The 13,742-nt window shown below is 55.3% G+C and carries 13 protein-coding genes and 1 other annotated feature; of the genes, 7 read left to right on the top strand and 6 right to left on the bottom strand.

The window, feature by feature from the left end:
* Positions 1–408 precede the first annotated feature (408 nt).
* Positions 409–666 (top strand) — a binding site (T-box leader).
* 126 nt (positions 667–792) lie between these two features.
* The 5 genes from EKM97_RS09215 to EKM97_RS09195 all read left to right on the top strand — a co-directional run bounded on the left by EKM97_RS09215 (position 793) and on the right by EKM97_RS09195 (position 6,796).
* Positions 793–1,608 (top strand): homoserine O-acetyltransferase/O-succinyltransferase family protein, encoded by an 816-nt coding sequence (locus EKM97_RS09215; RefSeq protein WP_125572113.1) that lies wholly within the window; start codon positions 793–795, stop codon positions 1,606–1,608.
* A gap of 4 nt (positions 1,609–1,612) precedes the next feature.
* Positions 1,613–2,734 (top strand): trans-sulfuration enzyme family protein, encoded by a 1,122-nt coding sequence (locus tag EKM97_RS09210; RefSeq protein WP_125572112.1) that lies wholly within the window; start codon positions 1,613–1,615, stop codon positions 2,732–2,734.
* Positions 2,735–2,737: 3 nt separating this feature from the next.
* Positions 2,738–3,880 (top strand): trans-sulfuration enzyme family protein, encoded by a 1,143-nt coding sequence (locus tag EKM97_RS09205; protein WP_125572111.1) that lies wholly within the window; start codon positions 2,738–2,740, stop codon positions 3,878–3,880.
* A 9-nt stretch (positions 3,881–3,889) separates the two neighbouring features.
* The gene (locus EKM97_RS09200; protein WP_125572110.1) at positions 3,890–5,131 is read left to right on the top strand and encodes a homoserine dehydrogenase; all 1,242 of its coding nucleotides are present in this window, start codon (positions 3,890–3,892) and stop codon (positions 5,129–5,131) included.
* 483 nt (positions 5,132–5,614) lie between these two features.
* Positions 5,615–6,796 carry an amidohydrolase gene (locus EKM97_RS09195; protein ID WP_125572109.1) on the top strand — a complete coding sequence of 394 codons (1,182 nt, stop codon included), beginning with the start codon at positions 5,615–5,617 and terminating at the stop codon, positions 6,794–6,796.
* Between the two features lie 68 nt (positions 6,797–6,864).
* On the opposite strand, the gene EKM97_RS09190 is transcribed toward EKM97_RS09195, so the two are convergent.
* A complete protein-coding gene (locus EKM97_RS09190; RefSeq protein WP_125572108.1) occupies positions 6,865–8,979 on the bottom strand; it encodes an L-type lectin family protein in 2,115 nt (704 codons plus the stop codon).
* A 239-nt stretch (positions 8,980–9,218) separates the two neighbouring features.
* Between EKM97_RS09190 and EKM97_RS09185 the strand changes: the two genes are divergently transcribed.
* Positions 9,219–9,434, top strand: coding sequence for a zinc ribbon domain-containing protein (locus EKM97_RS09185; RefSeq protein ID WP_125572107.1), 216 nt, complete (start codon positions 9,219–9,221; stop codon positions 9,432–9,434).
* The gene (gene coaBC / locus EKM97_RS09180) at positions 9,434–10,651 is read left to right on the top strand and encodes a bifunctional phosphopantothenoylcysteine decarboxylase/phosphopantothenate--cysteine ligase CoaBC (RefSeq protein ID WP_318530782.1); all 1,218 of its coding nucleotides are present in this window, start codon (positions 9,434–9,436) and stop codon (positions 10,649–10,651) included. The genes EKM97_RS09185 and coaBC overlap by 1 nt, the downstream gene beginning before the upstream one ends.
* Before the next feature lie 100 nt (positions 10,652–10,751).
* Here coaBC and EKM97_RS09175 read toward each other — a convergent pair whose 3' ends face one another.
* The 5 genes from EKM97_RS09175 to EKM97_RS09155 all read right to left on the bottom strand — a co-directional run bounded on the left by EKM97_RS09175 (position 10,752) and on the right by EKM97_RS09155 (position 13,517).
* On the bottom strand, positions 10,752–11,225 hold the full coding sequence (locus EKM97_RS09175; RefSeq protein ID WP_125572106.1) for a threonine/serine exporter family protein: 474 nt from the start codon (positions 11,223–11,225) through the stop codon (positions 10,752–10,754).
* Between the two features lie 12 nt (positions 11,226–11,237).
* Positions 11,238–12,002: a threonine/serine exporter family protein gene (locus EKM97_RS09170; protein ID WP_125572127.1), complete on the bottom strand. Its 765-nt coding sequence runs from the start codon at positions 12,000–12,002 to the stop codon at positions 11,238–11,240.
* Positions 12,003–12,149: 147 nt separating this feature from the next.
* Positions 12,150–12,473, bottom strand: coding sequence for a thioredoxin (trxA, locus tag EKM97_RS09165; protein WP_125572105.1), 324 nt, complete (start codon positions 12,471–12,473; stop codon positions 12,150–12,152).
* Between the two features lie 66 nt (positions 12,474–12,539).
* Positions 12,540–13,244 carry an alpha/beta hydrolase gene (locus tag EKM97_RS09160; RefSeq protein ID WP_125572104.1) on the bottom strand — a complete coding sequence of 235 codons (705 nt, stop codon included), beginning with the start codon at positions 13,242–13,244 and terminating at the stop codon, positions 12,540–12,542.
* A 72-nt stretch (positions 13,245–13,316) separates the two neighbouring features.
* On the bottom strand, positions 13,317–13,517 hold the full coding sequence (locus EKM97_RS09155) for a CsbD family protein (protein ID WP_125572103.1): 201 nt from the start codon (positions 13,515–13,517) through the stop codon (positions 13,317–13,319).
* Between the last annotated feature and the right edge of the window lie 225 nt (positions 13,518–13,742).

Here is a 13,742-nt window from a genome sequence, read left to right as displayed (position 1 = left end):
CCAGTCCCACAGTGGTTTTCACTACTCATCAACTAAATGACGGCAATCATGACATATACCAATCACCACAGTGCTCAAATTTGCTTCCTGTTCACCGCACTCGCTGAGGTAGCGAACTGAATCGGCGAAGTGGTGGAAGATGCAGCAGCGAAAAGAGGATTGTTTGGAGACGCGGTGGTTTCTCGCGGCTGCACACAATCCTCTCGGGAGCGTAGAGTTGACGCCGGGCTTGCGGCAACTCTACCAGTGAGAGACTTTAGGCTCGAGCGGTCCCCGCTGCGGAATCTTCCGCCACGGAGCCAATTCGGTTCGCTACCGGCTTCAAAACCAGAACACAACTGTGACAAAAATTAGACCAATATGGCACTTGACTGATAAGCTACTTAGGTCTAACATAAGCATCAACATTTAGTCACGATGACGAGATAAGTAACATCTTAGTTATGCTCAAAGAGAGCCGGGTTTGGTGCAAGCCGGTAGCGTAGCGGGTGTGAAGATGGTCTCCGAGTACTTCCTGTAGCGAGCAATCGTTAACTACAGGCGGGTGTCGCCCGTTAACGCGCAGCAGTATCGAGGTCTTCACATTCTGGAAACCTCCGTACTGAGTAAGTGTAGCGCGGTGACGCGTTGCAAAACACGGGTGGTAACACGATCATCGTCCCGCAATCCCATTTTGGGGTTGCGGGTTTTTTGTGTACAGAGCGAAGCGACCCGCTTAGAAGTTGAGCATTTACGAATTTTGAACGGAAACTTCTATGTCGCGCGCTCGACTGGAACAGGAGGAATTACGATATGTCTGCAGTGTGTATTCTCAGTGGTTTAACGCGGGATGCGGCGCCACAGCCGAACCCGCAAGCGCGCAACATTCTCATTTTGAACCTGATGCCCAACCGGGCCGTCACTGAGCAGCAATTCGCCCGCACTTTTGCCCGCGCCGGCGTTGACGTCAATCTCACCTTCATCTTGCCGGCAACGCACCATATTCGCCGCAACGAGACGGCGTTGCGACGTGCATACCGCAGCTTCCGTGATGTTGAGCGTGAGCAGTTCGATGCCCTCATCGTCACCGGCGCGCCGCTGGACCAGAAGCAGTTTGCGGACGTTGACTACTGGGACGAGTTGCAAACCATCTTGCAGTGGCGCCACGGCCACGTACACGGCAGCCTGTTTCTCTGCTGGGGCGCCCTGGCCGCGGGGCACATCGACGGCACGTTTGAAGGCGAACGCCTCGACCGCAAGATTTGCGGTGTATACCGCTGCGGACAGTACCTGATGCCCCAGTCGCGCTACTTCCGCATCCCCGCTGCGAACGTCACCTCCGGCAGCGTCCTAGCCGGTGACGACGCGCTCGGCGCCTGCATCATCAGCAATCCGGTCACGCACTCAACCTACGTCAGTGGCCACTTCGAATACCTGCCCGGCACGCTCGCCGCAGAATATCACCGCGACCGCCGGCAAAATGGCGCGGACGCTGCCACCCCGCAGCATTATTTTGACCGTGACATGCGAATTCGGGCCAACTGGCAACATGACGCCGCCAGCTTCTATCGCGACTGGCTGAACGCCATTCCGACGCAGCAACCTACTAAAGCCATTCAGGAGGCATAAAAACATGACTAAAATCAGCACGCAACTTGTTCAAGGCACTAACGGCACCGACGACGCCAACACTGGCGCCGTGGTCGCGCCGCTCTACTTCTCCACCGCGTTCCGGCACCCCGGTCTCGGCCAGTCCACCGGCTATGACTACTCGCGGCTGGAAGAGCCGACCCGCAGCCTCCTGGAAAAGCAGCTCGCCACCATCGAACACGGCACCGACGCCTTCGCGACTAGCTCCGGCATGGCGGCCATTGACCTCGTGTTCAGCGCGCTCACCCAATCCGGTGACCATTTCGTCTGTAGCGACGACCTCTACGGCGGCTCCTTCCGCTACTTCGACGAGCGCCAGGCCAAGTACAACATCAACTACGACAAGTGGAACGGCATTAATGTCGACGACTTGCTGCTCTTGCTGAAACCCGCAACCAAGCTCATCTGGATCGAATCACCTTCAAACCCGACGATGAAGGTGATTGATATTGAAGGTGTGAGTGCGGCGGTGCACGCGGTGCGACCCGACATTTTGATTATTGTCGACAACACCTTCCTCACGCCAATCTACCAGAACCCACTGGAACTGGGTGCCAACGTTGTTGTCCACTCCGTTACCAAGTACCTGGGCGGCCACAACGACATCCTCGGCGGTGCGGTCATCGTTAAGGACGCTAAACTCGCTGACTTATTGCAGGAAGAACTGACCACAACCGGCCAGACGCTTGACCCCTTCACCTCTTGGCTGCTCATTCGCTCGCTCAAAACACTCAGCGTCCGCATGGCGGCACACACCGCCAACGCGCGTTTCCTCGCTCAGCAGTTGCCAACACTCGCGGGCATCGACAAGGTGCTCTACGCCGGCGTCGGCGGGATGATTAGTTTCTACCTGGCAGATAATTGCGACGTCGACACGTTCCTGCGCGCCCTCAAGGTCTGCTCTTTTGCCGAGAGTCTGGGCGGGGTCGAAAGCCTGATTACCGTTCCTTACGTGCAGACGCACCACGACATGCCCGTCGGCGACCGGCTCGCGCTCGGCATCACGCCGCAGCTCATCCGGTTCTCTGTTGGCCTTGAAGATAAGGACGACCTCTGGGAAGATATTAAAAACGCCGTTGCTGCCAGCCAAACCAAGGAGGATTAACTCATGCACGATTGGACAACCATTATTAAGAAGACTACCGTCGCCGACAAGGAAAGCGGCGCCGTGAACACCCCGATTCAGCTCTCTTCGACTTTTAACCAGACCGATTTCGACCACTTCGGTGAATTCGACTACTCCCGCAGTGGTAACCCAACACGCAAGGTTGCCGAGGATGCCGTTGCCGCACTGGAAGGTGCCAAGTATGGCTTCCTCTACAGCACCGGGATGGCGGCTATTTCCTCCGTGCTGCTCACCTTCAGCCAGGGCGATCACCTCATCGTGTCTAAGTACGTCTACGGCGGCACCTTCCGTATTCTGGAAGAGGTCTTGAACCGCTTTGGCATCGACCACACCTTCGTGGATCTCGCCGACCTAGACGCCGTCCGCGCGGCCATCCAGCCCAACACCAAGGCCATTTACATCGAGACGCCTTCCAATCCAATTCTGGCCGTCACCGACATCCCCGCCATCGTTGCCATCGCTAAGGAAAAGAATCTGCTAACGATTGCCGACAACACCTTCATGTCCCCCGTGCTGCAAAAGCCACTAGAACTGGGCGTCGACATCGTCGTCCACTCCGCTACCAAGTTCCTGTCCGGTCACTCTGACATCGTTGCGGGCGCCGCCATCACCAAGGACAAGGCACTAGCTGACCGTATTTATTTTGTCCAAAATGCCGTGGGGGCGACCCTCGGTGTGACGGATTGCTGGCTACTGCTGCGGGGCATGAAGACTCTGGGCATTCGCATGCAGCAATCCAGTAGCTCCGCGCAAAAGATTGCCGAATGGCTCGAACAGCAGCCACAAGTCACCCGCGTGTGCTACCCAGGCTTGCCCAGCAACTCCGGCCACGACATTCAGTTGCGCCAAGCTAAGAATGGTGGCGCCGTATTGAGTTTTGACGTCGGCAGCGAAGCCAACGCCAAAATCGTGGCGGAAAACACCCAGATTCCCGAATTCTCCGTGTCTCTAGGCGGCGTGGAAACCATCCTCTCCTACCCGCCAAAGATGAGCCACGCCGAATTGAACGAGGAAGAACGCGCCGCCAGCGGCATCACGCCTGGCCTCCTGCGCTTCTCCGTCGGCATTGAAGATCCTGACGACCTGATTGCGGACCTCAAGCAGGCCTTCGCCAAAATCAAGTAGGGGGGCCGCATGGCAAAAATTAACATCGGATTGCTGGGTCTAGGCACCGTCGGCAGCGGCGTTGTCAGCATTTTGCGCCGCGCTCGCCCACAACTGGCCGCACTGGACCTGCACATTACCCGTGCGGCAGTGCGCAACCTCTACCCGCAGCGCCAGGAGAATTACCCCGACATCGCGCTAACAACTGACGCCGCCAGTATCGTCGCCGACCCGGACATCGACATTGTCGTCGAGGTCATGGGCGGCGTCCGCGACACCTACCCGCTGCTGCTCAGCGCGCTCAAACACGGCAAGCACGTCGTCTCCGCCAACAAGGACCTGCTCAGTGAGTACGGCCCCGAGCTGGCGGCGCTGGCGCGTAAGCAACACGTCGGCCTCTACTACGAAGCCGCGGTCACCGGCGCCATCCCCATCCTGCACACGCTCGCGCAGAGTTATGCGGGGGACAAAATTACGCGGGTGGCCGGCATCGTCAACGGTACCAGCAACTACATCCTCACGCAGATGGTGCGCGAGGGTCGCACTTACCAGCAGGCACTGGCCGCCGCCCAGGAGCTGGGATTTGCCGAAAGCAACCCCACTAATGATGTCGAAGGTTTCGACGCAGCGTTCAAGTTGCTCATCCTCAGCCGTTTCGCATTTGGTATGACGCCAAAACTGGCCGACATTAACCGTCAAGGCATCGCCGGCGTTACCAGCGGTGACTTCGCCGTTGCCCGCACGCTCGGTTACGTGATTAAGCCGCTGGCCGTTGCCGCACTGCACGATGGCGTGCTCGACTTGCGCGTCAGTCCAGCCCTCGTGGCCAGCACCCACGCGCTGAGTGCCGTCATTTACGAAAATAACGCGGTGCTCGTGGATTCCCTGAACACCAAGGAAATCATGATGACGGGGCCTGGTGCCGGGTCGCTGCCAACCGCCAACTCGGTCATCGCTGATCTGGTTACCATTGGCAGTGCCATTCAGGACCAGCGCGAACCAGCGCCTTTTACCAGCCTGGATGAGCCCACCCAGGTGGCTAAGGCAGATGCGCGTATCTGTGCGCGCCTGATTGCCGTCAAGCGTCCAGACACACTTGCCGCCGCGTTGCGCGAACGCATCGGCACCACCTACACGAAGCCAATCACCAAGGACGGGGTGACTTACATCCTGACCAAGGCCATCAGCGACGCACGCTTAGCACAAATTGAAGCCGATGTGAGTGACTTTGACGGCGCGGAGTTCGTGCACGCGCTGCCGGTGTTTGAGTAGAGAGCGAACCACAATGCGTTCAGCTTCCGAGCATTAGCGTAAATAAGTCCGAATTCCCTGGTCTTGGGAATTCGGACTTATTTGTGCTAAGCACAGGAAGTTGCATTGTGGTGCGCGTTTGCAGGCCGGATTCTCACCGTAACTCAGATTGGTCAGAAGCCATTTGCACTCATCGCTTTAGCGGTGTTAGTGCAATGGACACCGGAGGGCCGGCCGGCGTCGATCCAAATTATCACTTCGAAGCCGCAATCTTCTGCCCTTTTTTGCGCGACTGCGCAGTAACTACGGCGCGCCAAACACAAAAGCAGTTGCTCCTCGCGCCACCTTTTGCCAAAAATAAAGGCTAACTGCGTATTCACACTTCCTGCCCCGCTTGGTAACTTCGCCGGGCGGGGCCTTTTGGATTTTGTCATCCTTTTGTGCGCCAAAAAGGCCTACACTTGAGTTGGTACATAACTCCCACCCCACAGAAAGGATGATTCCATGTCAGTTCAATCAGAACTTATCCGCAAGCTCAAGGCCGCAGAGCCCGAGATGATTGCCATTCGGCGTTACCTGCACGAACACCCTGAGGTGTCCTTCCACGAAGAAGCGACCGCCGCCTACATCAAGGACTTTTACGTCCAAAACGGCATGACCCCCGTGCCTTATGGCGATGGCTACGGTTTCGCCATCAACATCGACTCCGGCAAGCCCGGCCGCACTTTGGCCCTGCGCGCCGACTTCGATGCACTCGCTGTCCAGGAAGACAACAACCTCTCCTTCCGTTCGCAAAATGCAGGCGTCATGCACGCGTGTGGTCACGATGGCCACACCGCCTACCTGATGATTCTGGCGCGTGAACTCAACAGCATCCGCACCTCTCTGAAGGGTCGCGTGCGCATCATTCACCAGCCCGCTGAGGAAGTCTCCCCCGGCGGCGCAAAAGGCATGATCGCCGCCGGCGTGCTCGATAACGTCGACAACATCATCGGTGTTCACGTCATGTCCAGCATGCCCGCCGGCAGTGTGAATTACCACCTGAACGAAACCCAGACTGGCCGTGCGAATTTTACCCTGACTTTTACGGGTCAGGGCGGACACGCATCGATGCCGCACCTTGCCAATGACGCGATTGTTGCAGGAAGCTACTTCGTCACCGCCTTGCAGACGGTGGTATCCCGGCGCATCGACCCCTTCGATACCGCCAGCGTCACCATCGGCTCTTTCGACGGCGTCGGCTCCTTCAACGCCATCAAGCAGGCCGTTACCCTGAAAGGTGATGTCCGCGTCATGAAGGAGAGCACTCGCAAAACCGTGCGCACGCAGATTGAGCAGCTGGTGCACGGCGTTGAAGTCATGTTCGGCGTGCAAGCCCAGCTCGATTACGACGATAACTACCCCGTCCTGGTCAACGATCCGCAGCTCACAACCCAAGTCATCGACAGCATTCGTAATGCCAAGCTGGACGTGGTCACCAGTATTAACGATTGCGGCCCGCAAGATCCGTCCGAGGACTTCGCCTACTTCGCGCAAGCCATCCCCGCGACCTTCTTCTACGTTGGCTGCGATATTGGCGATGGCAAAGCACATCCCCACCACAGTCCGGAGTTCATGATGGCTGAATCCGCACTCTTAGTAGCAGCTGAGGCAGCCGGCGTCGCAACGCTTGATTACCTGCAATAAGCTAAAATAAATAGCCTACACGGTATTTTGCAAAAACACCGTGTAGGCTATTTAATTACCGCTGACAACTAGTTCGTTGCCGCGTCGACAATTGTCCAGGTAATCTGGCTCTTGTAGTCGCCCAACTTCGCATCGCGGCTCGGTGCCGTGGTGATGGTGGGATCGGAAATGTTCTGGTTACTGAGCGTTTTGCCAGTAAAGACGTTAGTTGCAGCGCCATTATCGGTGATAGTCACCGGTGTCGTGCTGTCTCCAAGCTTGAAGCCGATGGAGACGTTACCGCCCGCGCCGTTCAAACCGAAGGAACTCATTTCGGCTTGAACGGTTTCATTCGTGTCACCAGGCAATGTGATCTGGAACTTACTGCCATTGGCCACCGTGCCAGGCTTACTCTTCAGGCCTGCAATCATGTCAGCAACACCAACAGTCCCGAAGTCAAAATCTGGTGCCGCGTCAAAACTGAGTGGCGGAATCTGTGGCCCTGGCAGTTCAACCTTGCCGGTCACAATCCCGTTGTCACCACCGACGGTACCGGAATTAACCGTCTCTGCGTCACCAACCGAAGTTGCTTCCACTGGTGCCAGAATTTTAAGCGTCTGCGCACCATCCATCTTCTTCAGACTACCAATATCGCTGATACGAATATCACGCGCAATGGTGACATTGGTGCCACTCACGGTAGCTGATTCTGTGGAAACGGGATCAGCATCAACAGTCGTTGTCTTGCCATCTTTGTCGGTGATTTTAACTGGCACTTTGCCATCACTATTAACAACAAAACCATAATGCGAGCCGGTCTGTAGGTCAGCAGCCAGATGATTTGAATCGCTGGCTGGCCAGTTCTGTTTACTGTTTGAGCCGTTATAGCTAACGGTATATTGTTGCTGGTACTGACGGCCCAAGTACGTTTTAGTCACGTCAGTGCTATCATCTTCAGCCATTAGCTTGGTATCAATACTGTTGTCGAGGATGCCGGGGATAGACTGAAATACAACGACACCATTTTCGTGCCGCTGACCAGTTGCACCGGTGAAACCCCAGGCAACCTTATTTGTACCGAAGTACTTTTGAATATCTGCCGCGGTCCAAGTAATGCTCTTTGATACCGCACTACCGGTTGTATCGTTTAGGTCAGTTGTGTAAGTCAACGTCCCGCCACCAGCGCCGTCTGTCTTGTAGTCAAGCGTGAGCAAATGCCAAGTATCGTCGGTCATCTTTCCACGAGGAACCAGTTGTGCTGCACCCATCCCATTGATATTGGTACCATTCCAATCGCTTGAATATCCCGATCGCGCATATTTTTGAGTTGGCCCTGAGAAAGCAATCGTACCCATACCAGCAGCATAACCTGTAGCACTTGGGAAAACATTTACCCACGCATATTGATTTGGCTGACTTGGGTAGCCGTAAGCAACGTACTGATTATACGCACCACTAGAATTTTTTGCGCCACTCAAGTAACCGCCACGAGACGGATAAGCAACATTATTCGTCGGTGGAAAAACAGACTGGAACGCACCGGTATCATAGTATGCATCCCCAAAAGTGCCGCCGTCATAAGTCCCAACATTCGAGTAAGTATCAAACACAATTGCGAAACTCTTTTGGAGAGCTGTTTTGTATGCATCTGTTGTGTATGTCTTCATGCTCTTAGACAAATCACCCCAGATACCAAGTCGGCCACCACCACCACCATTTAGAAGGGTACTTGGCCGACTTCCGGCCATAACGAATGCGAGTCCGTCGGCACTATCATCGTTCACGCCAAAATATAACTGCATTTGGGCATGAAAGTCCTTTGTTAGATCAAGTTCGTTTCCTGTAGTGTTCCAAATGGAACCCTGTTGGGCCTCATTTTTGTTACTAGTAACCTCAACCCCAATGTCAGCGTTACTGGTATTTGTTAACACACTGCTACCGGGAACTGTCGATGTATCACCACTCGCGAGCGCCGTAACTGGTGAAAACACATCATTAAACGGCACAAATCCGGGTGCGCCGTCAATATCAGGTGGCTGCGGATAATCATTGGCAGCTCCCTTATCGTTAGTCCCGTCCCATTTGTACCCAAAGAAATCGTCCAGCGTCTGTGGCGTTGCGGCCAACGCAAACTGAGACGGTGCAATTAGCACCATCGTCGCCATCGCTAATACTGTCTTAAATAGCTTCTTCTTCAGCATCATTGCACCTCTTCCACTGGCGCTCCACTAACGTTCCCCCACTGTCTATTATGGAACCACGTACCTCTAAAAGGAGCGCAGATTTCCTAAACTAAACTTTCAGTTTTTGGCAATAGCTAACAGTTTCAACTAACGCAAAACCTAAGTTTCACAATAACTTTTGTTTAGGTGGCTAGTCACCACAGGCGGGACTGCATTATAATGGCATCAACGAAATGGCGCGAATAAAAGGAGGAGTTATCATGGAAAAACAACTTTACACTTGCGTTAAGTGCGGCGGGCATTCTTACAGCCGTGATCAATTGCAGGCAACCGGCGGCACCTTCGCCAAGCTGATGGACGTGCAGAACAAGAAGTTCATGACCATCAGTTGCGATAACTGTGGCTACACCGAACTGTACAAAATGCAGACCAGCACCGGCATGAACATCCTCGACTTCCTGATGAGTAGTAACTAATGGGCATGCTTAAGGACAAACACGTCACCCTCTACGTCACCGGTAGCATTGCCGCTTACAAGTCCGCCCTGCTCACGCGCCTGTTAATCAAGGCTGGTGCCCAAGTGCAGGTGGTCATGACGGCCGCCGCCACTGACTTTGTGACGCCGCTGACCTTCCAGACGCTAAGTAAGCGGCCGGTACTGACCGACCTATTCACGGCAACGGAAGGCGACCCCATCAAGCACATCACCGTCGCCGACTGGACCGACATTGCCCTGGTGGCACCGGCGACCGCCAATATTTTGGCCAAAATGGCGCAGGGGCTGGCCGACGATGCGGCCAGCAGCACGCTGATTGCAACGGCCGCGCCGAAGTTCGTGGCCCCGGCCATGAACAAGAACATGTGGGCTAACCCCGCGACCCAGCGCAACGTGCAGCAACTACGCGCAGACGGCGTGCTCGTCATTGACCCCGCTGAAGGTTTCTTAGCTGAAGGCTACAGCGGCAGTGGTCGCCTGGCCGAACCAGCAACCATCGTGGCGGCACTGGAAGCCTACCTGCAGGACCACACCCCACAGCCCTTGCGCGGCAAACAGGTGCTGGTCACGGCGGGCGGCACGCGCGAAGCCATCGACCCCGTGCGCTACGTTGGCAACAAGTCCTCCGGCAAAATGGGTTACGCGCTCGCCCGCGCGGCCCGTGACCTCGGCGCTGAGGTCACGCTCATCAGTAGCGCAAGCCTCACGACGCCGCACAATGTTGACCTTGTGCCCGTGGTGTCCGCGGCCGAAATGGAAACGGCCGTGAACACGTATTTTGGCGCTAGCGACATTACCCTCATGGCGGCGGCCGTTGCCGATTTCCGGCCAGAAGCCATCGTTGATCACAAAATCAAGAAGCAAGATGACACAAGCACACTTGACCTGCACTTGGTGCGCACACCCGATATTCTGGCTGGCCTAGGCAAGCAGAAGCGTGCGGATCAGTTCCTGCTTGGTTTTGCGGCCGAGACCAACGACCTGCTGCAAAACGTGCAGAAGAAGCTGGTCGCCAAGGGGGCGGACATGATTGTGGCCAATGACGTGAGTGACACGGCTATTGGCTTCAACAGTGACGCCAACCGCGTCACGCTCCTCAAACGCGATGCCGAGCCTGAACAACTAGCAATGGCCAGCAAAGACGAGATTGCGCGTGAAATTCTGCTTCGTGTTTGTCAGCAGCTCCACCTCGCTTAAATCAGCACAATAAAAGCCACCGGATAATTGAAATCCGGTGGCTTTTACATATACATATAATAATCAACAGCTTTAGTTACGTTTTTCAATTATATTCCGCTCACGGCTTTTTCGAATTCAAGTGCACCCACGAGCCAAACCGGGGCCGCGTTAATTCTGACAGCAGTTGCGCGAGCATGAAGCCGACGGCAATGGCGCCCGCCACCATGATGACGCGCACGAGTAGTTCAATTGCCAGACTTTGCTGATTGCTGGCAAAAGCGCGCACGGCTTCATAGGCGGTGCCCCCAGGCACCAGCGGCACCAGGCCGGGAATGTTGAAGATAATCACCGGCATCTTTTGCCAGCGGGCGAACAACATGCCCGCAATCCCGATCAGAAAGGCGCCCGCAAGGTTCGCGAGCATCACCGACACGCCCAGACGCCAGAGCGCCCAGTAGGTGATCCAACCAATCATCCCGGCCAGACCCGCATAACCCAGGCCGCGGCGGGGAACGTTAATGCAGATGGCAAAAGCCACGGTGCTGAGGTAACTAAAAATCAGTTGAATGATAATCTGTAGGACAAGATTCATCGCAATCCCCCCTTAGGCGAACGAAATGACGACAGCAATGCCGAAACCGATGGCACTAGCGGTCAGAATGGCCTCCATCCCGCGCGCAATCCCCGTCAGCAAGTGCCCCGCCAGGAGGTCGCGGATGGAATTGGTAATCGCCACCCCCGGCACCAGCGGCATGACGGCCCCAATCAAAATGTTGTCGAGGTTGCGGCCAATGCCCAGCTTCACCCCAATCAGCGCGCACAAGGCGAGTGCGAACGACGCAGTTAACTCGCTGACAAACTTAATTTTGGTCAGATTATGAATGTAGCCCGCCACGACAAAACCGACAGCACCCGTAATGCCGGCCAGTGGAATATCGAACCAGTCATAGTGCTGGGTGAAAACCACCATCAGCAGCGCGGACACGACCGCCGCACCGCAGATCTGCATCCACATGGGGAAGTAAGGCACATTCCCGTCGAGATTGGCGAGCGCATCATGCAAGTGGGGCAAATCAATGTCGCCGGTCGCAAAGCGCCGCGAGAGCGTGTTGACGCGCGTGACCTTTTCCATGTCAATATCACGCGTCTGAATCTGGCGCAACTGGGTGTACGGTTCATTGCGAATGCTGCAAAAAATCCCGGTCGGCGTGGTGAAGATAATGGCGTCCGTCACGCCGGCATTGGCCGCGATCCGCTTCATCGTGTCCTCCACCCGGTACATTTCACTGCCGCCCTCAATCATGATGCGCCCCGCCAGCAGGCAAGTATCCAAGAGCTCGTTCTTATCCACTTCTACAGTCGTCTGCATCTCATCTGCCACGCTCAACACCCCCATTATTTCGCAAAATTTTACCTAAGCTCTATCTTACCCTCCGCGCGCCGCAAGTGAAACGGAAACTTTACTAGGAACAACAAAACACCAGCTGCCGCAGCAGCTGGTGTTTTGCCTACTATGCTAATCTGCAACTCGTGCGAGCACCTTTTCCAAATAGCGCCGGAGCTTTGGCTTCGGGTAAACGCCCGTCACCTTCTCCACCGCCTTGCCATTTTGAAAAATGACCATGGTTGGCACGGATTGCACTTTGAAACGGTCGGCAATGCTCTTGTCGTCATCAACGTTCTGTTTAATGACGGTTAGGCCCGGGAGCTCTTGCTCCAAATCAGCGAGCATGGGACTCAGAATTTTGCAGGGACCACACCAAGGTGCCCAGATGTCCATGACAACGGTGCCGGACTTGGTGAGTTCATCCAGATTCTCTGCGGTAACGGTCTGCGGCATTTTGCCACCTCCAATAATCAATGTACTTATTATATCAAAGTAAAACAAAATGTATATCCACACATCTCACCGTGTTTGCGCCAGCCAGTACTGCAGGGCCGCATCCGCCCAGCCGGCAATGGGTGAACGTAAGCCAAAACCCACGCCATGGCGACCCTGATGATACAAGCGCAGTTGCGCATGACCACCAGCAGCCGCGATGGCCTTGGCGAGTAGCACTGAGTTCTGATAAGGGACAATTCCATCTGTGCGACTCGCCGCAATGAACGTTGGCGGAAAATTAGCCGTGACGTGCCGTTCTGCCGAATGTGCGCGGATAGTTGGCTTTGCCGCCAGCATGCCCATAAGGCCCCAGCGCGTATAGCGATTCGTCGCCGCACCCATCGTCACCACTGGGTACAACAACGCGAGCGCCTTCGGTAGTGGCAGCCCGTGTGCACGTGCAGTGTTGCAATACTCACACGCAAGGTGGCCACCCGCTGACGCGCCCCAGATGCTCCAATTGCGGGTATCTACGTGCTTAGTGTCACGGCGCATAATCAGACGCACAGCCTTTTGTACGTCCGCCACTGGCCATGGGGCGCGGCCACGACTACGCAAGCGGTAACGAAGCACATACGCGTTGATTCCCTGCGCATTCAGGAAGCGTGCGATTGGCCGCCCTTCAGTGACGTTCATCCACCCCCAATAGCCACCGCCAGGAATGATCAACGCAAACGGCGCACCTTTCTTTACCCAATATGTATCTAAACGAAAACCACCGCGAATCATTAGCGTGTCCCCCCACCACAGCAAACAGGCCGCCAAGCGGCCTGCCGCAACTTAAAGATTGAATCAGGCTGATTACAATTTGTCCTTCAAATCATCTGCGAGCGCTGCGGCATCGTCTTTAAGATCCGCCGCTTTTTCCTTGGCCTTGCCAAGTAGCCCTTCAGCCTTTCCCTGCGTTTCGCGTGCCTTGTCACCGGTGAGTTTTCCTTCAACTTCTTTTGCCTTACCCACCAAGCGGTCCTTAGCACCGTCAACTCGAGAATTATCAGTCATATCTCACACCTCCTTTTGGCTTACCCTCATCATCGCAGGTTCACTATTCAAAATGCAAGCGTTTTACAAAACGGTAAATATAGTTCAATAATTTACTCATACTTCACAGCGCTTCGTTACAGCTTTGCCGCGCACCACACGATTGCGTAACAAAAAAGCACCTAGTCCAAAGACTAGATGCTTACTTAGAGCGCGGCGGCTTTCTACCCTCGCAGGCAGTTTCCC

Origin of the sequence: Lacticaseibacillus songhuajiangensis (assembly GCF_003946025.1) — a bacterium.
In the GTDB taxonomy this organism is placed as follows: Bacteria; Bacillota; Bacilli; order Lactobacillales; family Lactobacillaceae; genus Lacticaseibacillus; species Lacticaseibacillus songhuajiangensis.
This window is presented reverse-complemented; position numbering and strand designations above follow the sequence as displayed.

Bases quoted from the DNA above. Each gene is read 5' to 3' on its own strand.
- EKM97_RS09215 (WP_125572113.1), top strand. From the start codon at position 793: ATGTCTGCAGTGTGTATTCTCAGTGGTTTAACGCGGGATGCGGCGCCA.
- EKM97_RS09210 (WP_125572112.1), top strand. From the start codon at position 1,613: ATGACTAAAATCAGCACGCAACTTGTTCAAGGCACTAACGGCACCGAC.
- EKM97_RS09205 (WP_125572111.1), top strand. From the start codon at position 2,738: ATGCACGATTGGACAACCATTATTAAGAAGACTACCGTCGCCGACAAG.
- EKM97_RS09200 (WP_125572110.1), top strand. From the start codon at position 3,890: ATGGCAAAAATTAACATCGGATTGCTGGGTCTAGGCACCGTCGGCAGC.
- EKM97_RS09195 (WP_125572109.1), top strand. From the start codon at position 5,615: ATGTCAGTTCAATCAGAACTTATCCGCAAGCTCAAGGCCGCAGAGCCC.
- EKM97_RS09190 (WP_125572108.1), bottom strand. From the start codon at position 8,979: ATGATGCTGAAGAAGAAGCTATTTAAGACAGTATTAGCGATGGCGACG.
- EKM97_RS09185 (WP_125572107.1), top strand. From the start codon at position 9,219: ATGGAAAAACAACTTTACACTTGCGTTAAGTGCGGCGGGCATTCTTAC.
- coaBC (WP_318530782.1), top strand. From the start codon at position 9,434: ATGGGCATGCTTAAGGACAAACACGTCACCCTCTACGTCACCGGTAGC.
- EKM97_RS09175 (WP_125572106.1), bottom strand. From the start codon at position 11,225: ATGAATCTTGTCCTACAGATTATCATTCAACTGATTTTTAGTTACCTC.
- EKM97_RS09170 (WP_125572127.1), bottom strand. From the start codon at position 12,002: ATGCAGACGACTGTAGAAGTGGATAAGAACGAGCTCTTGGATACTTGC.
- trxA (WP_125572105.1), bottom strand. From the start codon at position 12,473: ATGCCGCAGACCGTTACCGCAGAGAATCTGGATGAACTCACCAAGTCC.
- EKM97_RS09160 (WP_125572104.1), bottom strand. From the start codon at position 13,244: ATGATTCGCGGTGGTTTTCGTTTAGATACATATTGGGTAAAGAAAGGT.
- EKM97_RS09155 (WP_125572103.1), bottom strand. From the start codon at position 13,517: ATGACTGATAATTCTCGAGTTGACGGTGCTAAGGACCGCTTGGTGGGT.